The organism is Rhodococcus sp. 15-649-2-2 (assembly GCF_002258645.1).
Lineage (GTDB): Bacteria > Actinomycetota > Actinomycetes > Mycobacteriales > Mycobacteriaceae > Rhodococcoides.
Window position 1 is genome coordinate 170,741 of sequence record NZ_NPFM01000026.1, and the last position, 22,941, is coordinate 193,681.

At 63.0% G+C, this 22,941-nt stretch carries 22 protein-coding genes and 1 pseudogene; 13 read left to right on the forward strand and 10 right to left on the reverse strand.

The genetic code is table 11. The features are described 5' to 3' along the window. Nucleotides 1-13 precede the first annotated feature (13 nt). Entirely contained in the window at nucleotides 14-1,369 is a 1,356-nt protein-coding gene (locus CH305_RS17365; protein ID WP_218828600.1) for an L-fuculokinase, read from the reverse strand. Nucleotides 1,370-1,379: 10 nt separating this feature from the next. Next, nucleotides 1,380-2,384 carry a LacI family DNA-binding transcriptional regulator gene (locus tag CH305_RS17370; RefSeq protein ID WP_179278322.1) on the reverse strand — a complete coding sequence of 335 codons (1,005 nt, stop codon included), beginning with the start codon at nucleotides 2,382-2,384 and terminating at the stop codon, nucleotides 1,380-1,382. Between the two features lie 101 nt (nucleotides 2,385-2,485). On the opposite strand from CH305_RS17370, the gene CH305_RS17375 reads away from it, so the two are divergent. Further along, nucleotides 2,486-3,040, forward strand: a complete 555-nt coding sequence (locus CH305_RS17375) for an AAA family ATPase (RefSeq protein ID WP_179278323.1) — start codon at nucleotides 2,486-2,488, stop codon at nucleotides 3,038-3,040. Here the strand turns inward: CH305_RS17375 and CH305_RS17380 are convergent. Then, on the reverse strand, nucleotides 3,025-4,032 hold the full coding sequence (locus CH305_RS17380) for a LacI family DNA-binding transcriptional regulator (RefSeq protein WP_037148367.1): 1,008 nt from the start codon (nucleotides 4,030-4,032) through the stop codon (nucleotides 3,025-3,027). The two genes, CH305_RS17375 and CH305_RS17380, sit on opposite strands and share 16 nt — an antisense overlap. A 31-nt stretch (nucleotides 4,033-4,063) precedes the next feature. Continuing rightward, nucleotides 4,064-4,789 (reverse strand): SDR family oxidoreductase, encoded by a 726-nt coding sequence (locus CH305_RS17385; protein WP_032402720.1) that lies wholly within the window; start codon nucleotides 4,787-4,789, stop codon nucleotides 4,064-4,066. A gap of 405 nt (nucleotides 4,790-5,194) precedes the next feature. On the opposite strand from CH305_RS17385, the gene CH305_RS17390 reads away from it, so the two are divergent. From CH305_RS17390 to CH305_RS17405, 4 genes are all read left to right on the forward strand, one after another. Continuing rightward, nucleotides 5,195-5,974, forward strand: coding sequence for an ATP-binding cassette domain-containing protein (locus tag CH305_RS17390; protein ID WP_037148364.1), 780 nt, complete (start codon nucleotides 5,195-5,197; stop codon nucleotides 5,972-5,974). Beyond that, nucleotides 5,971-7,068 (forward strand): ABC transporter permease, encoded by a 1,098-nt coding sequence (locus CH305_RS17395; RefSeq protein WP_080730678.1) that lies wholly within the window; start codon nucleotides 5,971-5,973, stop codon nucleotides 7,066-7,068. The genes CH305_RS17390 and CH305_RS17395 overlap by 4 nt, the downstream gene beginning before the upstream one ends. Nucleotides 7,069-7,123: 55 nt before the next feature. Beyond that, nucleotides 7,124-8,095 (forward strand): ABC transporter substrate-binding protein, encoded by a 972-nt coding sequence (locus CH305_RS17400; protein WP_032402657.1) that lies wholly within the window; start codon nucleotides 7,124-7,126, stop codon nucleotides 8,093-8,095. A 102-nt stretch (nucleotides 8,096-8,197) separates the two neighbouring features. After that, nucleotides 8,198-9,676, forward strand: coding sequence for a mannitol dehydrogenase family protein (locus tag CH305_RS17405; protein WP_094704395.1), 1,479 nt, complete (start codon nucleotides 8,198-8,200; stop codon nucleotides 9,674-9,676). Here the strand turns inward: CH305_RS17405 and CH305_RS17410 are convergent. The 3 genes and pseudogenes from CH305_RS17410 to CH305_RS17420 form a co-directional block, all read right to left on the reverse strand. Beyond that, nucleotides 9,664-10,455 carry an acyl-CoA thioesterase II gene (locus CH305_RS17410; RefSeq protein WP_094704396.1) on the reverse strand — a complete coding sequence of 264 codons (792 nt, stop codon included), beginning with the start codon at nucleotides 10,453-10,455 and terminating at the stop codon, nucleotides 9,664-9,666. The two genes, CH305_RS17405 and CH305_RS17410, sit on opposite strands and share 13 nt — an antisense overlap. Before the next feature lie 55 nt (nucleotides 10,456-10,510). Continuing rightward, complete coding sequence (locus tag CH305_RS17415) at nucleotides 10,511-11,800, reverse strand: MFS transporter (protein ID WP_094704423.1); 1,290 nt, start codon at nucleotides 11,798-11,800, stop codon at nucleotides 10,511-10,513. Between the two features lie 81 nt (nucleotides 11,801-11,881). After that, nucleotides 11,882-12,929: pseudogene (locus tag CH305_RS17420) on the reverse strand (SDR family oxidoreductase). A 166-nt stretch (nucleotides 12,930-13,095) separates the two neighbouring features. Here CH305_RS17420 and CH305_RS17425 point away from each other — a divergent pair. Then, a complete protein-coding gene (locus tag CH305_RS17425) occupies nucleotides 13,096-13,338 on the forward strand; it encodes an ArsR/SmtB family transcription factor (RefSeq protein ID WP_373454571.1) in 243 nt (80 codons plus the stop codon). On the opposite strand, the gene CH305_RS17430 is transcribed toward CH305_RS17425, so the two are convergent. Next, entirely contained in the window at nucleotides 13,322-14,803 is a 1,482-nt protein-coding gene (locus CH305_RS17430; RefSeq protein WP_179278324.1) for an SAM-dependent methyltransferase, read from the reverse strand. The genes CH305_RS17425 and CH305_RS17430 overlap by 17 nt on opposite strands. Before the next feature lie 115 nt (nucleotides 14,804-14,918). On the opposite strand from CH305_RS17430, the gene CH305_RS17435 reads away from it, so the two are divergent. From CH305_RS17435 to CH305_RS17445, 3 genes are read left to right on the forward strand one after another with little or no spacing between them, the layout of a single operon-like run. After that, nucleotides 14,919-15,422 (forward strand): DUF1648 domain-containing protein, encoded by a 504-nt coding sequence (locus CH305_RS17435; protein WP_094704398.1) that lies wholly within the window; start codon nucleotides 14,919-14,921, stop codon nucleotides 15,420-15,422. A 17-nt stretch (nucleotides 15,423-15,439) separates the two neighbouring features. After that, nucleotides 15,440-16,219, forward strand: coding sequence for a hypothetical protein (locus CH305_RS17440; protein ID WP_256983838.1), 780 nt, complete (start codon nucleotides 15,440-15,442; stop codon nucleotides 16,217-16,219). Between the two features lie 58 nt (nucleotides 16,220-16,277). After that, nucleotides 16,278-17,489 (forward strand): Fic family protein, encoded by a 1,212-nt coding sequence (locus CH305_RS17445; protein WP_094704400.1) that lies wholly within the window; start codon nucleotides 16,278-16,280, stop codon nucleotides 17,487-17,489. A gap of 18 nt (nucleotides 17,490-17,507) precedes the next feature. Here the strand turns inward: CH305_RS17445 and CH305_RS17450 are convergent, their stop codons facing one another. Then, complete coding sequence (locus CH305_RS17450) at nucleotides 17,508-18,755, reverse strand: TetR/AcrR family transcriptional regulator (protein WP_094704424.1); 1,248 nt, start codon at nucleotides 18,753-18,755, stop codon at nucleotides 17,508-17,510. 172 nt (nucleotides 18,756-18,927) lie between these two features. Between CH305_RS17450 and CH305_RS17455 the strand changes: the two genes are divergently transcribed. Next, nucleotides 18,928-19,188 (forward strand): LuxR C-terminal-related transcriptional regulator, encoded by a 261-nt coding sequence (locus tag CH305_RS17455; protein WP_094704401.1) that lies wholly within the window; start codon nucleotides 18,928-18,930, stop codon nucleotides 19,186-19,188. Nucleotides 19,189-19,192: 4 nt separating this feature from the next. Here the strand turns inward: CH305_RS17455 and CH305_RS17460 are convergent, their stop codons facing one another. Continuing rightward, nucleotides 19,193-19,846 carry a DedA family protein gene (locus CH305_RS17460; RefSeq protein ID WP_094704425.1) on the reverse strand — a complete coding sequence of 218 codons (654 nt, stop codon included), beginning with the start codon at nucleotides 19,844-19,846 and terminating at the stop codon, nucleotides 19,193-19,195. Nucleotides 19,847-19,933: 87 nt separating this feature from the next. Here CH305_RS17460 and CH305_RS17465 point away from each other — a divergent pair, with 87 nt between their 5' ends. The 3 genes from CH305_RS17465 (at nucleotide 19,934) to CH305_RS17475 (ending at nucleotide 22,797) form a co-directional block, all read left to right on the forward strand. Further along, nucleotides 19,934-20,965 (forward strand): SMP-30/gluconolactonase/LRE family protein, encoded by a 1,032-nt coding sequence (locus CH305_RS17465; protein ID WP_094704402.1) that lies wholly within the window; start codon nucleotides 19,934-19,936, stop codon nucleotides 20,963-20,965. Between the two features lie 114 nt (nucleotides 20,966-21,079). Next, entirely contained in the window at nucleotides 21,080-21,637 is a 558-nt protein-coding gene (locus CH305_RS17470; protein WP_141215870.1) for a hypothetical protein, read from the forward strand. An 83-nt stretch (nucleotides 21,638-21,720) separates the two neighbouring features. Beyond that, nucleotides 21,721-22,797, forward strand: coding sequence for an LppP/LprE family lipoprotein (locus CH305_RS17475; protein ID WP_094704403.1), 1,077 nt, complete (start codon nucleotides 21,721-21,723; stop codon nucleotides 22,795-22,797). The last annotated feature ends 144 nt before the right edge of the window (nucleotides 22,798-22,941 follow it).

Below are 22,941 nucleotides of genomic sequence, written 5' to 3' on the forward strand. Positions count from 1 at the left end.
CAGAAATGTGGGCTCAGATTCCTATGAGCGTCAGTAGGCGGGCAGCGAACAGTGCTGCACCGTAGGCGGTGTCCTGCGAGCGGGTCGAGACCGAAACGCCGGGCAGCACCTGAGCTCGTGCGTCTCGCACGCTGGCCATCCCGGCCCAGCCACCGGTGAGCAATGTCGTCCTGGCGGGCGGCACCTCCGCGTCGAGTGCCTCGATGAGTCGAGCCACTTCGTCGTTGCCGTGCAACAGAATCGAACGGAACAGCTCCGCCGAATCGATCCCGTCGGTGCGGACCGTGATGGACAGAACGCCGTCGTCGTTACGGGCACCCGCGATGTCGATACCGCCATCGGTGAACGGCCCACCCGCAGGCAGAGCGCACACTCGCTGATCCAGCAGATCGCGTCCGGCTCGATCGTTGATGTCGCAGAGCTGCAATGCCCGTCGCATCAGCAAGCCGGTCTTGACTCCGGCAACGAGTACGTGTTGGCCCGGCACCACGTGGCGGACCGAATTGATGAGATGCTCGGCGAGTCTGCTCCGCGCGGCCGTGGTCAACGGAGCGTCGAGTACCCGCAGCAGAACCTCGGCGGTGCCCATCGACACGTGGTACCGGTCGTGAGGGATGGCCCCGCCGGATACTGCGGAGACGAGATGGTCGTGACCGGCCACGGTCAACCGAGCGCCGGCGATCGTCTCGGGAAGTGTTGGTGCGTCGGCAGTTCCGAGATCTGTTCCGGCGTCGACCAAGGGCGGAATGAAATCGGCTCCGACGCCCAAGTGCGCCAACATCTCCGACCAGGGTTCGCCGCTATCCTGATCGAGTAGTCCGGTGCGCGAACTCAGCGAGTAATCGGCCACGGCGCGGCCGCCGAGGGACAGTACGACGAACTCCGGCAGGTTGAACCAGCGAAGCCCGTTCAAGCTCAGTCCGTTGTCGCGAAGGTGTGCGATCTTGACGACGGAGACCTGCACGCCGACGGGAAGGCCCGTCTTGCCGGCGAACCGATCGCGCAATTCGGCCGGCAGGTTGTCGACCTGCTGCTGACCGCGAGGATCGAACCAGGCGAAGGCCGGCGCGCGGACAACGTTGTCTTTATCGAGAAGGAAGCCCGTTTCGCCCATCCCGGACACTGCGATGGCGTCGATGCGGGCGGCCGCATCGCCGGTGACGTCGGGCAGCCGACGCGCGACGGCGTCGAGCAACTGCCCGATGGTGGTCAGCAAGTCCTCGGCGGCAAGGTCGGTGGTTCCGCCCGGGCCGTGCCGCCACGGTGTGGGACTCTGCTCGATGAGCAGCTCGGTGCCGGCATCGTCGGTGACGAGCACCTTGACGCCGGTGCTCCCGAGGTCCAGTCCCGCAACAAGTCTGGGGTTCACGGAGTTGGTCTCATTTCTGTACGGGTAGGGGGAGGGCATGCGAGAGTCTTTCCACCAGCGTGGTGGGCGCGACCTGTTGCTCCGGTTCGAGATACGGATCGTCGAACCGCTGAACCAGGCGATCGAAGGCGAGTGTGCCGATGCGATACGGGTCTTGGTCTATGCAGGTCACCGACGGGCTGACGGCGTCGGCGAGCGAGAAGTTACCGAACGAGACCATCGCCACGTCGGTGCGGTCGATTTCGTGCAGCACCGACACCACGGCCGTGGCATGTCGTGCATTGGCGACGAAGAAGGCGGTCGGCGGATTGCGCAGTGCCAGTAGCTTCTTGACGACGGGACGCACCGAATCCGCGGCATGCGACACCGGAGGAGCGAGAGCGGCCTCGGGCTTCTGTCCGATGTCCGCGAGCACGTCGAGGTACGCCTGCCGGCGCAGCTGGGCGGTCTGCAGTCGATCGTCGAAGCCGAGCAACGCAATTCGGGTGTGCCCGCTTGCCACCAACTTCTCGACGGCGCGCTTGGCGGCACCGTAATCGTCCACGATGACCGAATCGAATCCCGCGATCGAACGGTCGATGGTCACCGTGGGAAGTGTTCGACGACGCGGCACGAGGAAATCGCTGTGATCGCCTACCGGCGCAAGGATGATCCCTCGCACATGTTGCCCGGCAAGCAGGGCCAGCTGATCCCGCTCGCGCTGGGCGTCGAACCCGGTGCTGCCGACGATCACTGCGAGACCGTGCTCGAGCGCGCGATCCTCCACGGCACTGACCAGGGATGCGAAGAAGACGTCGTCGATGGAGTCGACGATGATGCCGATCGTGTTGCCGGACCCCGATTTCAGCGATCGAGCAGCAGAATTGGGAACGTAGTTGAGCGTCTGGACCGCGGCCTCGACGCGCTCACGCAGCTCCGGCAAGACCGTATCCACGCCGTTGACGACGCGTGAGACGGTCTTGAAGCTGACGCCTGCCAATGCGGCGACGTCTTTGATGCTTGCGCGCTCGGTCACGTGAACTCTCGATCGGAGGAGTGTGCTCGCGGTATCAACTGTGCGAGACAACGTTGTCTTGTATGATTCCCCCTATGACTCATGTCTGTCAAGACGTCTCCGTGATCGATCGCGAACGGCTGCCGGTTCTGGTGGTTGCCGGTGCTGCGGGAAGTGGCAAGACGACTCTCGGTAGAGAGCTGGCGAGACGTTTCGGCACTGCTCTGCTCGACTTGGACACGCTCACCAATCCGCTTCTCGACGAACTGGATTCGTTGCTGGACGGCCCTCACTGGAACAGTGCGGGCCCGTACTCGGAACGCATCCGAGTCGGCCGATACGCCGTACTGCTCGCTGCTGCGCGGGACCTCGTGGAGATCGGTCAGCGCCCCGTTCTGGTCGCACCCTTCACCCGCGAATTGACTGCCGGCGCGGAGTGGGAACGACTGGTCTCGCACGTAGCCCCCGCTGCATCGTTGGTCGTGCACGTCGACGGGTCACCGGAGCTGTTGGCGCGCAGGCGCGCTGCGCGTGGGGCGGAGCGTGATGCCCATCGGCCGGTGGACGCCCCGGCGGCCAAGCCGCTGGTTCCCCATCTGCGGGTCGATGCCGAACTGTCGACCCCACTGCAGGTCGATCTGGTTGCGCACGCGCTCGAGGATCAGTCGCAGCGGTGATCTGTTCCAGGAGTGCAGGATTGGCGCTCGATCAGCTCGACGCCGAGGATGTTGCGGCGCTTGTAGCGCTTGCTCGGATTCTCGATCCGTCCCAGTAGTCGCTCGATGGCCAACCGGCCGAGGCGAGCGGGATTCTGATCGATCACCGTCACCGGTGGCATCACTGCATCGGCAAGGGGAAAATCGCCGAATCCGACGAACGCCAGATGCAGCAGATTCATCTGCTGCAGAACAGGTACGCACGCCATCGCCACTCGCGCGTTGGACAGAAACAATGCGGTAGGCGGACTTTCGAGTGCAGTCAGGTCGGTCAGCGCCACCCGGGCATCCTCGCGGTCCAACACACCCAGAGCGACCAGAGTGTCGTCGAAGTCGATTCCGCGCGCCTGCAACGACTCCCGATACCCCTCGAGCCGGTTTCGGCTGGTCGGGATGCCGGCACTGTCGCCGATGACTGCGATGCGGGTGTGTCCCAGATCGAGGAGGTGGTCGGTGGCCAACACCGCCCCGCCGTGATCGTCGTCGACGAAGCTGTCTGCCTTGAGTCCGTCGGGAGCCCGATCGACGAACACGGTAGGGGTCTTGTCGATCCACCGCTCCAGGTAGGAGTGGTGTGCACCGGTCGGCGCGATGATCAAGCCACTGAGCTGCCGGCGCAGCAGCGACTCCACCAGCGCCTGTTCCTGATCGCCGTCGTGACCGAGGCTGGTGACCAGAACGGCCATGTCGTCCTGTCGCGCTCGTTCCTCCACCGCGCGTGCGATGGAGGAGAAGAACGGATCGTCGATATCGGGAACGGCGACTCCGATGGCTGCCGCCTGACCGTTGCGGAACGACGTGGCCATCGTATTGGGCACGTAGTTCAGCGAATTCAAGGCCTCGGTGACGCGGGCACGGGTATCGGGGTCGACGTGAGGGTCGTTGTTGTACACCCGTGAGACGGTCTTGGCGCTGACCTTGGCCAGCGCCGCGACGTCTTGCATGGTGGTCATGATCTACGCCCGTCTGCTCGTCATCGTCTCGTCAGCGACTGGTGTAGCCGCCATCGACTGGCAACGACACTCCGGTCACCATGGAAGCATCATCGCTCAGCAGGAAGGCAATCGGCGCGGCAATCTCGTCTTCGGTGGCCCACCTTCCCAGCGGCATCTGAGCCAGGAACGGCTCCTCGATCTCGGGGCGACCCCAGTAGAACGCAGACATCTCGGTCATCACCACCGTCGGGTTGACGCCGTTGACTCGAATCCCGTGTCGGCCGAGCTCGAGTGCGGAGACGCGAGTGATGTTGTCCAGGGCCGCTTTCGAGGAGCCGTACGAGATATGGCCGGTGAGGGCGACCAGGCTGGCTTGACTCGAGACGTTGACGATGGCACCGGCACCCGCGGCGATCATGGCCGGGACGGTGTATTTGATGACCAACAGTGCGCCGCGCGCATTGATGGCGATGACCTTGTCGAAGATCGAGATGTCGGTGTCCTGAGGTGTGGCGATCTCGCCGCCGAATCCTGCGCAGTTCACCACGCCGTACAGCTCGAGGCCTTCGACAGCCTCGCGGACGCTGTCCTCGGAGGTCAGATCGAAGGCCAGGGGGGTTGCGCCGGTCTCGTCGGCCAGCTTGTCCAGCGCATCCACCGATTGGCCCGCCGCGACGACGTCGGCACCGTCGGCCACCAACCGACGCACTGTCGCCGAGCCGATGCCTCCGCTGGCACCTGTCACCAAGATCTTCCGGCCGTCGAACTTCGCCATGGGGTCTACCTTCACTGTCTCCGAATGGTCATGTCATCGATGTCATCGGCTCCGTGAAGCTCGTATATGTCATCGGTGTCATGGACGGTACCTCAGCCCGCTTGCGTGAGCGTCGAAAACGGCAAGATTGCGTATCGGCGCAGTTCAGAGACGGTACCTTCCGGTCCGATATCGGCTTCTCGCAGGCGCTGTTCGGGAGGTGTCGCCCGTGTCCATGTCACCGGTGACATGAATTTTTGCGAAACGCGTGACAATGCGAGTTGTGTGGGTCACACTCGTTAACACACCGAGCCCCGAAGGGAGCTCGACCTGCTTCGCAGACCACGTCCTCGGACCGTACTGCGAGCGCCGGTGGGGGTGTCCATCCCGCACTCGAAGCTTTCTCGATTCGACCTAGGAGTATCCATGGCCAGCGTTGCACCTGTTGCGACACCGATCCTCGAAGCGAGGGGATTGTCGAGGAGTTTCGGAAACGTGCGCGCCCTCGACGATGCCGACTTCGACATCTACCCGGGTGAGGTCGTCGCCCTCATCGGCGACAACGGCGCAGGCAAGTCGACGATGGTCAAGGCGCTCTCGGGCAGCCTGGCCGTCGACACCGGCGAGATCCTGTTCGACGGCACCGCGGTCGATCTCGACAGTCCAACCGTTGCAGCAGAACTCGGCATCGAGACGGTGTTCCAGGATCTTGCTCTCGCGCCGCACCTCAACGCGCAGCAGAACATGTTTCTCGGACGCGAACTGCCGGCAAAGGGGCTGCTCGGCCATCTCGGTTTTCTCGACGTCTCCACGATGCGCAAGCAGTCGCAGGACGCGTTGAACGAACTCGGTGCCACCGTGCGTAGCCTGACCGTCCCGGTCGGAGCGATGTCGGGTGGGCAGCAACAAGCCATTGCCATCGCGCGAGCCGTCGCCTGGGCCAAGGGCGTCGTCTTTCTCGACGAGCCGACAGCAGCGCTCGGAGTCGTCCAGACCCGCAACGTGCTCGACACCATTCGCCGCGTGGCGGACAGGGGAGTGGCCGTGGTGTTCATCAGCCACTCCATGCCGCACGTGATGGAAGTTGCGGACCGGGTTCAGGTGCTGCGAATGGGCAAGCGCGTGGCCACCCTCGACGCCAAGAACACGACCATGGAAGAACTCGTCGGCGCGATGACCGGCGCAACCACCGGAGCCACACGATGACCAACCAGACCATCAGCCCCTCGCTCGAGCCGATGCCGCCCGGCGACAAGCCGTCTCGCCACTCCTTCGATCTCGTCGAAGCGCTCGGTAAGTTGGCCCGGGTTCAGGTGTTCCAGATCGTGCTCGTCTTGGCCGCGATCTGCCTCGTGTTCTCGATCATGGCTCCCGGCAGCTTCCCCGAGTGGGGCAACATCCGCCAGATCATCCAGAACGTATCCATCCTGGCCGTTCTCGGCATCGGCATGACCTTCGTCATCGTCACCAGCGGTATCGATCTCTCGGTCGGCTCCGTTCTCGTCTTCTCCGGCGTCGTCTCGGCCAAGACCATGGCCGCGATCGGCGGCGACGGATGGGGAGTCGCCGCCGTCGGAATCGTGGTGGCACTGGGGTGTGGCCTCTGCTGGGGATTGCTCAACGGTTTCCTGATCGGTAAGGCCAACGTGCCTCCACTGATCGTGACTCTCGGGACCCTGGGTGGCGCTCTCGGGCTCTCGCAGGTCATCACCGGAGGTGTCGACATCCGCGACGTGCCACCGGTTCTGGTCGATACCATCGGCTACGGAAATTTCCCGGCCACCACCATTCCGTTGATCTCGAGCATCGCTCTGGTGTTGGTCGTCATCTTTGGAATCGTGCTCCATCGCACCAAGTTCGGCCTCTACACCTTCGCCGTCGGCTCCAAAGAGCAGTCTGCGCGACGCGTCGGCATCAAGGTGGATATGCACCTGGTCAAGGTCTACGCACTCTCCGGTACTCTCGCCGGGCTCGCGGGCATTCTGTCTCTGTCCCAGTACGGCACCACCGCCATCGCCGGTCAGTCGCAGACCAACCTCAATGTCATTGCGGCAGTGGTCATCGGCGGAACGAGCCTCTTCGGCGGCATCGGAACCATGTTCGGCACCGTCGTCGGACTCTTCATCCCAGCCGTGCTGCAGAACGGGTTTGTCATCGTCGGAGTCCAGCCGTTCTGGCAGCAGGTCGCCGTCGGTGCTGTCCTCATCGCAGCGGTCTACTTCGATCAGCGTCGACGCGACGCGGCGAGCCGAGGTCAATCGCCCAGCTCCCTCAAGAAACTCTGGTCCCGAAGTCCCTAGCTCCGGCCAGCTTCCAAACTCCCTCTATCGCAAACCCTTTACAAGAAAGTCGACCATGATCACATCACGCACCGCTGTCGTTGCATTGAGTGTCGCTTCGGTTTCCGCCATGTTCCTGGCGGGTTGTTCGTCCGACTCCGGAAGCGGTGGCGGCAGCGGCAACATCGCCTTCATCCAGGGCGTCAGCGGCGACGAGTTCTACATCAGCATGCAGTGCGGAATCGAAGCTGCGGCGAAGGATGCAGGCGTCACCGTCGACACCCAGGGCCCGGTGAAGTTCGATCCCACCCTGCAGAAGCCGATCGTGGATTCGGTTGTCGCATCACGCCCGTCGGCGATCCTCATCGCGCCCACCGACGTCGCCGCCATGCAGGCGCCCCTCGCGGCAGCCTCCAAAGCGGGCATCAAGGTCGTCCTCGTCGACACGACCCTGGAAGACCCGTCCATCGCGGTCTCCTCCATCTCGTCCGACAACAAGGGCGGTGGGGCAGAGGCGTTCAACGCGATCGAGCGGCTCAGCCCGGCCGGCGGCAAGGTACTCGTCATCTCCACCGATCCCGGTGTATCCACCGCCGACGCCCGTGTCGAGGGCTTCGAGGAAGCCGTCGGTGCCAACCCTGCCTTCGACTACCTCGGCGTGCAGTACAGCCACAACGACCCGGCCGAAGCTGCTCGTCTCGTCTCTGCCGCCCTGGCCAAGGACCCCGACATCACCGGTATCTTTGCCGCGAACACGTTCGCAGCCGAGGGCACCGCGACCGGAGTTCGGCAGGCGGGCAAGCAGGACCAGGTCAAGATCATCGGCTTCGACGCAGGCCCCGCACAGGTGAAGCAGCTTCGCGAGGGAACAGTCCAGGCTCTGATCGCCCAGCAGCCCGACACCATCGGCACCGACGGCGTCGCGCAGGCCATGGCCGCCATCAACGACCAGCCGGTGACCGCCGAGATCTCGACCGGCTTCCACGTCATCACCGCCGACAACATCGACGGCGAGGGCGCTCAGTACGTCTACAAGTCGTCCTGCTGATCCCTGACGTGTAACCCCTTGAACTGCGGTGGTGCTCCTGGTGGCAGAACATGCCCGGGAGCGCCACCGCTCACCACGTTCATCCGACCCCGAGGACCTGTCATGATCGAGCTTCGTCGCACCACATCGAATGACCTGCCTGCGGGCGTCGCGAAGCCCGAGTACGACGCGGACGAACTGCACTGCGGCGTGGTGCATTTCGGGGTTGGTGCGTTTCACCGCGCGCACCAGGCCGTCTACTTCGATCGCCTGCTCTCCGCCGGTCATCTCGACTGGGCGCTGTGCGGAGTGGGAGTCCTGCCGGGAGACAAGCGAATCGGGGAGGTCCTCGACGCTCAGGATCATCTCTACACGGTCGTGACCGTGGACCCCGATGGCCGACGCGATGCGCAGGTTGTCGGTTCGGTCGCGGATTTCGTTTTTGCACCCGAGGATCCGCAGGGGGTGCTCGACGTGCTCAGCTCACCCGCCACGATGATCGTGTCGCTGACCATCACCGAGGCCGGCTACGGCGTGAACGATGTGACCGGGGTGTTCGAGCCGACCGATCCCGCGGTGCTCGCCGATCTCGAGGACCTCTCCACGCCGTCGAGTGTCTTCGGTTTCCTCACCGTTGCTCTCGCCACCCGTCGCTTCCATGGAATCCCGCCGTTCACCGTGATGTCATGCGACAACATCGTCCACAACGGAACGGTCACTCGCACCGCGCTGACGTCCTTCGCGCGCCACCACGACAGCGATCTGGCCGACTGGATCGACGCCACAGCCGCGTTCCCCAATTCGATGGTCGACCGCATCACCCCGGCCACGACGCCCACCGTCGTCGACGACCTGCGACGTGACTTCGGCATCGACGACCGCTGGCCGGTCCAGTCGGAATCGTTCTCGCAGTGGGTACTCGAAGACTCATTCTCGTTCGGGCGACCACCCTTCGCCGACGTCGGCGTGCAACTCGTGACCGACGTCGCCCCCTACGAGCACATGAAACTGCGCCTGCTCAACGGTTCTCATCAGGCCATGAGCTACCTCGGCATCCTCGCCGGTTACACCCATGTGCACGAGGTCATGGCCAGTCCGGACCTGCGCGAATTCGTCGCGTCGTACATGCGTGCCGAGGCGGCCCCGACGCTGGCGCCGGTACCGGGAATCGACCTGGATGAGTACATCGAGCAACTGCTGCAACGATTTTCGAGTCTGGCGGTTCGCGACACCCTCGAACGTCAGATCGTCGACGCATCTGCCCGCATCCCGAAATTCGTTCTGCCGGTGATCCGAGACCGCCTTGCCGAGGACCGATCCGTCGATCATGCCGCGCTGGTCCTCGCCGCCTGGTGCGCAGTGTACGAGCGCGGGGACGTGCCGATGATCGACGCCGATGCCGAACGCCTGCAACGATTGTCGTGGGAAGACCACGACAATCCGGGAGCGTTTCTGACCAACCGTGCGGTGTTCGGGGATCTTGCGGGCAGCCCGAGACTGCGAGGTGCGTACCAGCGAGCCAAGCGTTCGCTGCAGGACAGTGGTGCGCGCGGTGCTGTGCGCCGGGTGCTGGAGCAGTCGTCGGCTGGTCAGACCTTGTAGTAGACCACCTGGTGGCTGGTGGCCAGCAGACTCCCGCTCTCGGTCCACAATTCCGCTGTTTGGTCGAAGTAGCCCTGGTGGAAACGGCGCGCTCGTGCGGTGCCGAGGATGTATCCGTCGGCGTGCTGCTCGAGATCCTCGGGCGTCGCGAAGTAGTGGGTCGTCAACGAGATGGTGCCCGCAGGAACGTACGTGCCGAGTCGCTGGAAGATCCGCGGATAGAACACATCGCTGAGCGAGGTCAGGGCTGCGAAGTCCAGGGGCCGCGGCGGGGTGTCACGAATCCACAGGGTCTCTGTCGAGTCCGCAGATTCCTGATCGCTCAGTGCGCCTGCCACGAAACGCATCTCGTAGTTTCGAGCCCACGCGATGGCATCGGGAAACCCGCCCTGCTTAGTGTCGGTGGGGGAGGGAACGGCCGGGGCCGTTGCCTCGGTGTTGTCCCAGGTGTCACGTCGCGCGCCGAACACCGCTGTTGCGGTAGTGGCCACCGCACCGTTCTGCGTCAGTTCGAGATACCAGTGCTGGTTGCTGCGGTTGGTCCGCACCGGGCGGGCGGAGACCTCGAAATCACCCTCGGCAACCGGTCCGGCGAAATTCACGGTCAGTGAGACCGGCGTCCCCAGGCGTTCCGGGTGCAGTTCGATGGCCCGGATGAACGTCGCCGCGGTGATGCCACCGAACGGGCCGACCATGTTGTTGTACGGTGCCGACGTCTGTCCGTTGTAGGTGCCGTCGCCGACCACGTCGAGCGCGACTGCCTCGTCGAACGGATGCATGGTTCTCCTACTGCCTCGGACGGTGTGTGCCATCCGATCGTAGTGTCGCCGGCATTCAGTCCAGGTCCTGGCCGCGCTTTTCCGGCATCCACACCATTGTCAGGAACGAGATCACAGCGGCTGCCGCGAGATAGTAGAAGAACCAGTCGGCGTGGCCCGCGTCGGACAATGCGTTGACCAGTAGGGGAGCGGTGCCGCCGAAGAGCGCAACGGTGAGGTTGTACCAAGCACCGATACCGACACCTCGAAGCTCTGCCGGGAAGGCCTCGGCCAGAACGGCAGGAATGATGGCCGAGCACATCGCGAACAGCAGCAGGCCGACGCAGAAGACGATCAGCAGCTTGGCGAACGACGGCCCGATCAGCTTGGAGAGCGGGATGATCAGAATCGCGAACAGGGCAGCGTAGGTGAGCAATTGCGGCTTCCGGCCGATGCGGTCCGCGAGGGCGCCCATGGGGTACTGCAACGCGACGAACATCGCTGTCGCGATCGACAAGGCCACGAACACGTCGTTGGCGTCCGCTCCGCGTTGCTTGACGGCGTAGGGCGTCATCGCGGAGAAGAACGTGTAATAGGCGAGGGTTGCGAGGAGAACGAATCCCACGACCTGCAGAACGGCACGAGGATGGTGCTTCATGGTCATCCACAACGGATTTCGCACAGCCTTCGCCTTCACGGCGTTGCGCTCCTGGTTGTCGGCTTCGGCCATACCGCGTCGCATCCAGAGCCCCACCACTCCCAGCAGTCCGCCGATGAGGAACGGCACGCGCCAGCCCCACGAGTTCAGCTGGGCGTCGTCGAGCGCGAAGGTGAGGTACGCGCCGAGCAGCGAGGCGAGGAGAATGGCTGTGCCGGTGGAGATGTAGTAGAAGGACGAGTAGCGGCCCCGTCTGTCGTTCGGTGCGATCTCGGCGAGGTAGGCCGACGCATTGGAGACCTCACCGCCCATCGACATGCCCTGCACGATCCGGGCCAGCAACAGCAGAATCGGAGCAAGCCAGCCTGCGACAGCGAATGTGGGGAGCACGGCGATCGCGAACGATCCACCCGACATCATCGCGATGGTCAGGATCATTGCCTGGCGTCGGCCCTTCAGATCGGAGAAGCGTCCGATCAACAATCCGCCGAGTGGCCGGAAAAAGAATGCCACCGAGTACGTGGCCAAGGTGCTCAGTAGCGCCAGAGCCGGGTTGTCACCGGAGAAGATCTGAGTGGCGAAGTAGATCGAGAACGTCGCGTAGACAGTCCAGTCGTACCACTCCACCGCGTTGCCGATACTGACTGCCAGCAGTTGCTTCTTGGGCATCACGTGCCGAGTGGACGTCGATTCGGACTTCACTGACATGGCGATCTCCTCATCCCGTACCGACACTGGCAGCCTATGCGGCCGGTGCCGTCTGGGTGCGGAATCAGGACCGGCGTGTGGTCACGGGATGATGCGCTGACCCCTCAGATCGGCGACTATTCCAGCGAACATTGCCTCGGTGTCGACGAAACGATGAAAGCCCATGCGGCGTGCCTTGGAACCGTCGGAGATGACGTCGTAGTCCCAGGAGAACACGAAATCGCCGAATCCCCAGGAAGATACATCGCGGTAGGGAGTGGGCTTCAGATCGTGCTCGGCAACGATCGAATTCCACAGCGACTCTTTGTCGGCCATCACATCGGCCAACGACATCGGCAGTGGAGTGGCGGTATCCAGACCGAAGAGGTCCGCGATGCGAGGCCACATATCGTTCCAGCGGAAGAGGTCTCCGTTGGTGATGTTGAACGCCTGGTTCGCGCAGTCGGGAGTGGTCGCGGCCCATACCGTCGCTTCGGCGAGCAGCGACGCATCGGTCATTTCCAACAGTGATCCGAAGGCGCCGGGCTTGCCCGGGAATCGCATCGGTACGTCCAGTTTCTTGCACATGGTTGCGTACACAGCGATGGCGGTTGCCAGATTCATCGGATTTCCCAGCGCCACACCGCACACCACGGATGGCCGGATAGCCGACCAGGTCCACCTCTTGCCGACCTGACGGGTTTCGAGGAAGTGCTGTTGGTCGACGTTGAACTCGGGCGGCATGTGCGGTGGATCGGATTCGCGGGCAGGCGTTTTGAACGGGCCCAGATGCGCGCCGTACACCTTGTAGCCCTGCATCAGGCTGACGTGTTCCAGATTCGGAGAACTGTCCTCGATCGCCGTGACCACGTTGACGAGCATCTCCAGATTGGGAGGCACGAGCTCGGCCCACGTAGGGCGTTCCTGATAAGCGGTGTAAAAGATGTGCGTGATGTCCGTCAGGTGCGAGAGCCGGCGTCGAGTCTCCTCGCCATCGAGCAGATCCACGGCAATGTGCTGGACGCGTTCGCTGTCGATCCCTCCGCGGCGTGACAGGCCGATGATGTCCCAATCTCCGCTTCGCTGCAGGTGGGCGACGAAATTTTCCGCCGATCACTCCGTTGGCCCCTACGACTACTGCTCGCTGCATGAGCTACTCCTATCTGGATATCGCGATATTACGATGTCCGTACAAGTAGACCACAGATCGGGATATTGCGATATTGGAGTACGCTTCGAGGGTGGCTGACGAACTGGACCCCGCGGAGCTTGCGGCAGTGTTCGGTGCCCTCAGTAATCCGGCGCGATTGGCGATCATGCAGTGGCTCAAGACCCCGAGCGATTTCCCGCCGCAGCTCGAACCGGCCGAACAGGTAGGGGTGTGCCTCAAGCACATTCAATCCAGAGCGGGTGTCTCACAATCGACGGCCTCGCAATACATGGCGGTACTGCAACGCGCCCACCTGGTGACGAGTACCAAAATCGGGCCCTGGGTGCACTACAAACGCAACGCCGAATACCTCGACCGACTGGCCGGGACGATCAAGACCGATCTGTGAACGCACCGATGGCCTGATCGATCGCGCTGCCGTTCGGGTGCACAGTCAGGGCTCGAGATCGCACTGTGTCCTGGTCGGTTTCGCGAGCGATGGCCGAGAGGTCGATGCGTTGGAGGAGCTTCTTCGTCACCGGCCGTTTGCTGTCCCAGAATGCCAGGGCCGCAATGAGATCAGTGGCTTCCGGTCCGGTCAACAGCGCGTGGGCGACCGCGCATGATGCGGGATCCTCGAAAGGGAGCAGGTACGTGGCGTCATCGAACACCGCTGGTTTGCCGTCGTAGGGGCCGACCATTCTGAACTGTGGAATCTTGTGGAACCCGGAGATCGCAATCTTGTAGGGAGCGAACGTGTACGGGCCGACACCGAAGATGCAGAAGCGGGCCCTGTTGCGGTAGATCGACGACTTCCGCCCGTCGAGCGCAGCGGCGTTGTCGGTCAAGTACTTCCACAGCTTCGGTGCAGTCGACGCAAGTAGCTCGGTGTCGTCACCGGTATGCGACTGCGGCACGATCATCCACCTGGACACCGAGTCCAGCTTGTCGCGGTACACATCGGTGCACTTGAACAGCGGGAACAGGTAGTCAGGTTCGATATCCGCGCTGCCTCCCAATTTGGTTCGCGGACCGTTGTTTTCGACCAACTCCATGACCGCAGCAGCATCGTGCTTGATGCCCTGCCGCCAGGTGAGAGGGCTGGCACCGTCGAATTGCTTGCTGCGCTTGTACGCATCGACGTTCGCGACGAGTTGACCGTCGACGACCCCGATTCTGTTGTCCGGTTGTGACGCGTCGATGCGCGGATATGTCTGCGCGGTGTAGTCGGCCTTGCCCGGCCCGAGTTCCACGGTGAACCAGCAGGCATCGACCCCCGCGTCGAACCACTTCTTCGCATCGATCATTCGTAGACTCGAACCGGTCACCGGAAGCTGCTGCTGCGCGCTGTGCAGCAGAACATTGCGCGCGACCTGGGTCTTGCAGATCATCGCGATGGTCACCGGCCTATCGCTGAACTCGGTGAGAAGTTTGAGCCAAATGTATTCTGCGATATCGAAATTCGAGCTGCCGGTGATAGCGTCGATTCCGCGGGCGTTCTTGGTGTTCGCGCGGGTAGGACGATTGGCAGAATCGAGCACCGATAGTTGAGAGTTGGTCACCCACGGTGGGTTTCCGATGACGAGAGTCGGGCCTGGCCCCGATGTCCAGTCGACATCACACGCCAGATCGAAGTCGAAAATCGACGCAGTGACAACCCTGCCGAATTGTGATGCATACGAGGCATACTCGGGCTGCACCTCGATCCCGACTCGCTCTGCTTCGGGGTGACTCCGGGCCATCACCGACAGGAAGTTCCCGACACCACAGGTGGGTTCGAGAACACGGGTCCATTTGCGACGGGGCAGAGTGTTGACCAACGCGCGCGCCAACTCGATCGGGGTCTGGAAGTCCCCGAACTCGTTGTTGGGCATCGGTGCCTCCGGCAGTGGTGCGGATAGGTTCCTTCTGTGGCACAGGAGCATAGCCTGCGGAGCGACCCAGAGGCTCAGCATCACACCACTGCCGGAGGCATTAAAGTGAGCTGGGATGAAGCTTTCGCGCGTTGCCTTGATGCTGTCCAGTCTCGTCTTCATCGGTAGCCTCGTGTGGGTCGCCGTCACCGCGGGCGACGAGGTACCCACACACTTCGACGGATCCGGGCAGGTGGATCGGATGGACTCGAAGCTGTCGTTCCTCCTCACGATGGGCGGTACCGGGTTCGTCATGATCGGGTTGTTCGTCAGCGTCGGTTGGTGGCTGCCCAAGCTTCCGGCTCAGATGGTGAATCTGCCGAGTCGGCGACTGCACGAGTACTGGACTTCCCCCGAGAATCGACCCGAACTGAACCGCAAGATGTCCGAGGACCTCGACTGGATCGGAGTCGTCACCGCACTGCTGTTCGCCTGGATCTGCGTCGTTGCGGGCACGACCACAGGTGCGTCGGTGAGCGCGTGGGTGTTCGTGGTGCCGACTGTGCTTTATGTGGTGGTGATTCTGGGATATGCGGCCTTCGCGTTCATGGGTAGTCGTTACCGTATTCCGAAGGACTGACTGCGTGGGGAGTGGACATGGGATGGAATCCGTTCGATCGGCGGTCGAAGGATCAGCGCGCGATCGACGGCGCATTGGTCGATCTCGGCAAACCCGCGTGGCGCGGTGCGCATGGCCACTTCGTCCGAGATGCACTCACCTCCTGGCGTCTTGCTGCCACCTCGACTCTGCATGATCCCCCGACTGCGACCAGGCTCGACAGAGTGCGCAAGGTCGTAGATCGGGAGCCGGCAAGTCGAGGCCAGGCCGACATCGCCGAACTCGAGAGCCTCCGTAAGACGGTCACCGGCAGTGTCGTCTACGTCGTCGCCGCTCTGGCCACTGCTATCGAAGGCCTGGCGGCGTGGACGGCGGATGACGTAGCGCATCGGATAGTGCGCATCGACCTGTCTGCGGAAGTGGCCTCGGTAGCGCGCAGTGCAGGGCTGCTCCAGGCTGCCTTCGATCGTCTCGGTGGCCCACCGTCGGGTCATCTCGCCAAAGATGCCGAGGTACAGGCGATGTACGCCCGACGCACCGAAGCACTCGCCGATCGCCAGCGCACCCTGATACTGCGATTGACTGCCCTGCGCTCGTATCTGGACGGACTGATGGATATCGAGAAGGAACTCGAGAAGATGCGGTGGATAGAGCATCACGGGTCTCCGGACTTCGCCGAACTCGAGGAGCGCGAGAGCGATGAGCTGGCGTCCTTGAATCTCAGTGCAGCGCGTGACCTGTTCGACGAGGCGACCGATCGCATCGGAGTGCAATTGCGCGAGGCGGCAGAAAAGCTCGGGGATTCCGGGCAGCGCTGACGTTGGTATCAACTACCATACCAAACTTTAAATCAGTAAGGTTTGGTATGGTTCGTCGATGACGGATGATCAGGACGCGAGCCGATGGCCTGCGGTCGAATTCGAGCGTCGACCATGGCAGGCGTCCGATACCTACACCTCGCGCGCCCAGCGTCGGCTGCATCAGGGTGACTATCGCGCGTGCGTGCCGGCGCGTATCGCGGATGCGGATTTGGCGTTGCCCGCGCAGCTGCTTGCGGAATCGGAGGACGCTCTCCGCGAGATCGTTCGCTTCGACCAGTACGCCTCGGTGCAACTCGGTCCATCGGTCGAGCTGGCACCGATGAGTTCGATTCTGCTGCGAACGGAAAGCTCAGCATCCTCGCAGATCGAGAATCTGACCGTGGGAGCCAGGGCGCTCGCACTCGCCGAATTGGGTTCGCCCACAACACGGAATGCATCGATCGTGTCGGGAAACGTCCGCGCGATGGAAGCTGCTCTCGAGGTGGGTACGTCCATCGACGCATCGAGTGTTCTGGCCATGCACCATGCGCTGATGGAGCCGAGTGGCGACCCTCAGCCCGGCCGATGGCGCACACAACAGGTGTGGATCGGCGGATCGGACATCGGCCCGCACCGCGCGGCTTTCGTACCGCCGCATCACGATCGGTTGCCGGACGCGCTGGACGATCTTTTCGAGTTCGCGGCTCGCTCGGACCTCCCGGTCATCCCTCACGTAGCAGTCACACACGCGCAATTCGAGACGCTCCACCCGTTCACGGACGGAAACGGTCGCACCGGCCGCGCGATCATCCACGGAATGCTCCGGAGGGCCGACGTGACCGAGCGAGTGACGGTTCCGCTGTCGGCCGGATTGCTGACCGATACCGCCAGCTATTTCGAGAGCCTCGACGCCTATCGGAGAGGAGATGTGGAGGCAATCGTTCGGAGTCTCACCGCGGCGACCTTTCATGCAGTTACCGGTGGGCGACGGTTGGTCGACGATCTGGCCGCCGCTCGGGCCGAGTACATCGAGCGCATCGTGGCTCGCAGCGACTCGGTCATCTGGAAGCTCGTCGACGCGCTGGTGGCGCAGCCCGTTGTCGACAATGCCTATGTGCGAAGCACATTCGGGGTCAGCGAGATCGCGGCTCAGCGAGCGATCGGCAAGCTGATCGAGGCTGACATCCTTCACCAGACATCGAAGGGGCGACGAAACAGGGTCTGGCAGGCGGATGAGATTCTCGCTGCGCTGGACCGCTTCGCCGACGGAATCCGGCGGGTCCGATGACACGCAGTCGGTCGATGCTCAGTGCACACCGAGGCCGTCGAGGAGAAGTTCAGCGACGAAGTTCGCATTGTCCTGAGGGCTGTTCTGTCGTCGTGTGAAGCACCGCATCAGCAGAGTATTGGTGATGCCTGCTGCGAGATCGACTGGGCTCGAGCTCTTTCGGAAGATCCCGCTGTCCTGACCCCGAGCGATGACCGGTGCAATGATCGCCGGCAGGTTGAGCTTCTCCTTGATCGAGATCAATCCCTCCGGCTCGCCGTACGTGTCGTGTGCGACGGCGACGAGGAGAGCGTCCATGAATTCGAGTTCGTCGGCGGCGAGCTGCGCACACCGCAGCATGTGATGTCGCAGAATCGTGAGCTCGTCGAGGCCCAATAGCTGGTCGTCGGCTACTGACTCGCGAAGACGATCGACTCGATTCTGCAGTGCTGCAACGATGACGGACGGCTTGGTCGGAAAGAGCGTCTTGCATGCCGCCCTCGGCACTCCTGCGATGTCGGCCACGTCGTCCATACGCGTCATGAAGTAGCCGCGCTTTCCGAACTCGTCGCGCGCAACGGTGACGATCGCAGCACGCGGATCGCGAGGAAGTGGGCGGTGCTCGACCGGTACACCGACTTCCCCCACGACGTCATCGAGGTGCTGATGCTGTCCCGACGTGTCGACGACGGCCCCGAGGAAGGCAAGTACCGCGTCGGACAGCACATCGGCCGATACGGATGCGGCGTCCACCTGACTGCGGATGCGAAAGCCGTCGATGATGGCGTTGACCGTCACTGCGAACGATCGGGCCGTGAAGGGACGGCGAAAGGCCCCACCGTCGGGGTCGAACAGTGCCTCGAATGCCTCCAACACGGCTTCGTCTCGGACGCGGTAATTACTGGCGAGGGTAGGAGAAGACGGCCCGCTGAAAACGTGGTCGAGAAGAGACTCGGTGATGCTCTTCCGGTCGACGATTGCCGGAAAGTAGTGCGCTACGAGCGCCGACACCGTCGCGCGAATCGATGCACCGCTGTCCGTTACCTGCGTGCGAACAGTCCGGTGAACGTCAGCGGGCAGTGGTGTGCGGGAAAGATGCTCGACGATCTGGTCGAGAAAGTCGGCCTTTGTGCTGAATTTGCGGAAGAACGTCGCTGTCGACGAGTCGGATGCGTGGACGACGTCCTCGACGCGCACACCGCGTTCGAGAATCCTTCGCGGATCCGCGACCAACAATGTGACAGCTGCCTCGACGAGGTGGGTGGCGGTCGCGTCGAGCTCGTTCATGGGGAAGGACTTTACCGAGGTGAGGCCGACCGCGACGGTGCCGGTGACAGTATTCACTCTCGGTTGAGAGCTACCTCGGTCATTCGACGGAGTGACGCCACGGATCGAGTGCGGTGTCATTGGCCGTATCGCACCGCCGGGACAGCTGTGGTGCCCGAAATCAAGGATCTCCATGACAATTCTCGACATCCGCATCGGCGATGCCCCCGATCCACGGCTCAGCGCTCGTGAAATCGAAGTACTCACCGCATGGCTCATCTCGGACTCGAAAGCGGAGGCATCGCGCTCGCTCTATTTGGCGATGGGGACCGTGAACACCCACTTGTCCCGGATCCGAGCCAAGTATTCCGCGGTGGGGCGCAGCGCACCCACCAAAGCGACGTTGCTTGCCCGTGCTCTGCAGGACGGTTTCATCGACATCGAAGACCTGTGAGGGTCTACCGAACCTCGACGCGCCTGGACTTCATTTTCTTCACCATGAACCACGCGATCAATGCCACAACAATGCCGATGACGATGTACTGGAACACCGAGGCGTAGTTCTCCACGTAGTGCCAGTTCTCGCCGAGGAAGTAACCGGCGAGAACGAAGATCGAGTTCCAGATCAGGCTGCCGAGAGTCGTATACAGCGTGAACTGCAGGATCGGCATCCGTGATACTCCGGCCGGAATGGAAATGCCCGAGCGGACTACCGGGATCATGCGGCCGAAGAACACCGCCGACCGACCGTGACGGGTGAACCAGTCCTCCGCTTTGGTCAGATCCTCGGTTCCGACGAACGGCATCTTCTCGACGATGGCGTACATCCGGTCACGTCCGAGCTTGATGCCGAGCCAGTACAGAACCAACGCACCGACGACCGAGCCGGCCGTGGTCCAGAACAATGCACCGAACAGAGTCATGCCGCCCTGCGATGCGGTGAAGCCCGCCAGCGGCAGGATGATCTCGCTGGGTAGCGGCGGGAAGAAGTTCTCGGCGGCCACCGCGATTCCTGCGCCGGGGCCACCGATGGCCTCCATCAGACCCACTGCCCATCCGGCGATCCCTCCGAGGTCGCTGTCGGCTGCGGCGAGGGGTGAGAGGTCACTCATGACAACGACTGTACGAAACGGACGGACCAGAAATCTGCTCACCAGGAGAAATGCCTGCAAATTGAGACATATGGAACACTCGATGATGTGAACCGAGTCTCTCGAGTAGTCCCTGCTGTTGCCGTCGCCACACTGCTGCTGAGTGCCTGCGGGTCCTCTGATTCGGCGGAGCCGGCACCGAGCACCCCAAGCAATTCTGCCGCGTCGGCGTCGGAGTCGGCGTCGACGTCACCGAGTTCGAGCTCTGCAATGGTCTACAACCTGCCCGGAACCGGAGTGTTCCCCGAAGGCATCACCGCAGCGGACGACACGTTCTACGTGACGTCCACCTCCGACGGCGCAGTGTTCCGCGGAACCGTCGGATCCCCGGATGTTTCTGTGTTCTTGCCCGGCGGAGCCGACGGACGCACCGGCGCTGCCGGCATTGATGTCACCGATGACGACGATCGGCCCGACTACTTGGTGATCGCCGGTGGAGCGACAGGCAAGGTGTGGGTGTACGACGCCAACTCCGGTGATCTGGTGGCCACGTTCACCAACGGTCTCGGCACCGACGCGACGTTCCTCAACGACGTTGCGATTGCCGACAACGGCGATGCCTTTGTGACGGACTCACGCAGCCCGGCGCTGTACCGCATTCCCTTCGATCAGATTGTGGCTGGGACGCAGGACGGTCCGCTGGAGACATTCGTGAGCTTCGACGGCACCCCGTTTGCATACGGAGAGGGCTTCAATGCGAACGGCATCGTCGAGAACGACGACGAATCGGCGTTGATCGTCGTGCAGTCGAGCACCGGCAACCTGTATCGCATCGACAAGACCTCCAAGGAGGTCACCCAGGTCGATCTCGGCGGAGCGACGCTCGTGAACGGCGACGGTATGGAGATGGACGACGACACACTGTACGTCGTCCGAAATCGCGACGGTCTGATCGCGAAGGTCGACCTGAATGACGACGGCAGAACCGGCGCGGTCACCGGCGAAATCACCGACGCATCGTTCGCCTACCCCACAACCGTTGCCGCAGTGGATGATCGGCTGCTCGTGGTGAACAGTCAGTTCGACAAGCGTGGGGGAGAACCCGTCGAGCCGTTCACTGTCAGCTCTGTTCCGGAGTAGAGCGGCGTCGCCGCACGTGCACGGAAAGTCGTAATAGACACCGAGGTTCCGCGCACGACGATCGATCGGCCAGATTCGCTGTACACGCGGTGAAACTGTGCGACGGTGGGCCACGTGAAACCCAGAGCACGCATGGCTCCCGAAAAAATCGGCTCGATCATCGGAGCCGTTTTCGGATTGGTCTTCGTCTTCGTCAATTCGGATACGTTTCCGACGACCTTGACCATCGGGCTGCGTGTCGTCGCAGCGGCGGCGTTGGTCGTCGTGCTTCTCGCGGTGTGGCGAGTCCAGCCGGCCCCCGCTCCGGAGGACGGTGCCCGCGGCGGCTTCGGCCGCGGGTACTGGGTCGTGGTCGCCGTCGAGGTGGTTGCAATCTTCGGCGGTCTCGCGATCATCAACGGTCCACTCGATGCACCGCAGGCTGCGGTTGCGTGGATTTCGACGGTGGTCGGCGTGCACTTCGTCGCCCTCGCTCTGGTGTGGAGGCTACGTTTCTTCACCGGCCTCGGCGTGGCGTTGACCGCGCTCGGCGTACTCGCCCTGATTCTCGCCGCTGCGGGTGCCGCCGACAGCTCTATCGACGCGATCGGTGCAATTTTGCCCGGCTTCCTGTTGCTCGGCTTCGCCCTGTGGGGGAGCAGTCGAGCGTTGGTCGGCAGCACTCACCGGTAGCGGATACGACTCGATTGGATCTCGACTCGGTGAAGGATCGTGATCTGAAGTAACGGTCGGTTCGTGACGCTCGACACCCGGGTATGAAACTTCGAGTGTGTGCGGGGCTGGCCGTCGTCGCATTGATCGTGAGTGGGTGTTCGAGTCCTGACTCGGGCACCCCAGCGGCCGGCATTCCCGGGTCCGGAACAGCAGCGACACCCACCTCCTCCGCCGCCCCGACGACCTCACCGGGATCATCGACAACTCCGGGCGCGCCTGTCGGGGGAGGGTCGTCCACCTGTCTCGAAGACTCCGTAGTTCAGGACGCGATCGGTGGTCTCACCCCGTTCATGGCCAGCGCTTGGCAACTCGACGAGCAAGGCGACCCCTGCGCAACGCTGGCCTGGGCCACCGCGCGCATCGCGGATGCAACCAGCAGTAGCCCGGAAACCGTGCTGTTCTTCCACGACAACACCTATCTCGGAACCGCAACGGCCGAGCAGTACGCGTTCACGACCGTGGTCGATCAGCTCTCCGACACCGTCGCGGTGTCGTACAAGTGGACCAACCCTGGTGATGCGAACGCGAATCCGACGGGCGGACCCGCGCTCGTGCGATACCGGTGGAACGGGTCGTCGGTCGACATGCTCGACCAGTTGCCGCCGGAAGTGCTGAACCCGCCCCGCGCGAACCCGGCTCCCGGTCCTGCACCTAGTCCCGCACCCGTTCCCGCGCCCGGGCCTGCACCCGTTCCTGCACCCGCTGGCACCGTGGATCCGGCGACCGGGTCGGTGTGCGTGGAGAACTCGGCGCGAGATGCGGCTCTTGCATCGCTCCCACCCTTCGAGGGCAGAGGTTGGGTCGACAGCACGAGCTCATACCCGTGCTTACCTCTGGTCACCTTTCTGACGCGACCCGAAAGCCGCAACATGTATGACGACCCGTCGTATTTGCTCTTCTTTCACGACGGCCAGTATTTGGGCAAGGCCAATGACGTTCCGTATCCGAACATGAGTGTCGCGGACTCCGGCTACGACTTCGTCACCATCGCGTACCGCTGGCGAGTCCCAGGTGACGACGCCATCTCCCCGGGTGGTGGGCCAGCCTTGGTGCGCTACCAGTGGAACGGATCCTCCGTCGAGACAATCGGAGCGATTCCGGTCGAGGTGACGGGGTGAGTTGAGCGGCTTCGCCGCATGTGCACGAAAACTCGTCGCAGAGGCCGTGTGCTGTCTTGATACATGTGGGACACGGGTGTCTCGGTACATGTGGGACACGATTCTAGGCTGCAGGGCGGTGGAGTTGTCCTTGGTAGAGCTTGT

Coding starts and splice junctions, on each gene's coding strand:
- CH305_RS17380 (WP_037148367.1), bottom strand. CDS start 4,032: ATGACCACCATGCAAGACGTCGCGGCGCTGGCCAAGGTCAGCGCCAAG.
- CH305_RS17385 (WP_032402720.1), bottom strand. CDS start 4,789: ATGGCGAAGTTCGACGGCCGGAAGATCTTGGTGACAGGTGCCAGCGGA.
- CH305_RS17390 (WP_037148364.1), top strand. CDS start 5,195: ATGGCCAGCGTTGCACCTGTTGCGACACCGATCCTCGAAGCGAGGGGA.
- CH305_RS17395 (WP_080730678.1), top strand. CDS start 5,971: ATGACCAACCAGACCATCAGCCCCTCGCTCGAGCCGATGCCGCCCGGC.
- CH305_RS17400 (WP_032402657.1), top strand. CDS start 7,124: ATGATCACATCACGCACCGCTGTCGTTGCATTGAGTGTCGCTTCGGTT.
- CH305_RS17405 (WP_094704395.1), top strand. CDS start 8,198: ATGATCGAGCTTCGTCGCACCACATCGAATGACCTGCCTGCGGGCGTC.
- CH305_RS17410 (WP_094704396.1), bottom strand. CDS start 10,455: ATGCATCCGTTCGACGAGGCAGTCGCGCTCGACGTGGTCGGCGACGGC.
- CH305_RS17415 (WP_094704423.1), bottom strand. CDS start 11,800: ATGTCAGTGAAGTCCGAATCGACGTCCACTCGGCACGTGATGCCCAAG.
- CH305_RS17425 (WP_373454571.1), top strand. CDS start 13,096: ATGCAGTGGCTCAAGACCCCGAGCGATTTCCCGCCGCAGCTCGAACCG.
- CH305_RS17430 (WP_179278324.1), bottom strand. CDS start 14,803: ATGCCCAACAACGAGTTCGGGGACTTCCAGACCCCGATCGAGTTGGCG.
- CH305_RS17435 (WP_094704398.1), top strand. CDS start 14,919: ATGAAGCTTTCGCGCGTTGCCTTGATGCTGTCCAGTCTCGTCTTCATC.
- CH305_RS17440 (WP_256983838.1), top strand. CDS start 15,440: ATGGGATGGAATCCGTTCGATCGGCGGTCGAAGGATCAGCGCGCGATC.
- CH305_RS17445 (WP_094704400.1), top strand. CDS start 16,278: ATGACGGATGATCAGGACGCGAGCCGATGGCCTGCGGTCGAATTCGAG.
- CH305_RS17450 (WP_094704424.1), bottom strand. CDS start 18,755: ATGAACGAGCTCGACGCGACCGCCACCCACCTCGTCGAGGCAGCTGTC.
- CH305_RS17455 (WP_094704401.1), top strand. CDS start 18,928: ATGACAATTCTCGACATCCGCATCGGCGATGCCCCCGATCCACGGCTC.
- CH305_RS17460 (WP_094704425.1), bottom strand. CDS start 19,846: ATGAGTGACCTCTCACCCCTCGCCGCAGCCGACAGCGACCTCGGAGGG.
- CH305_RS17475 (WP_094704403.1), top strand. CDS start 21,721: ATGAAACTTCGAGTGTGTGCGGGGCTGGCCGTCGTCGCATTGATCGTG.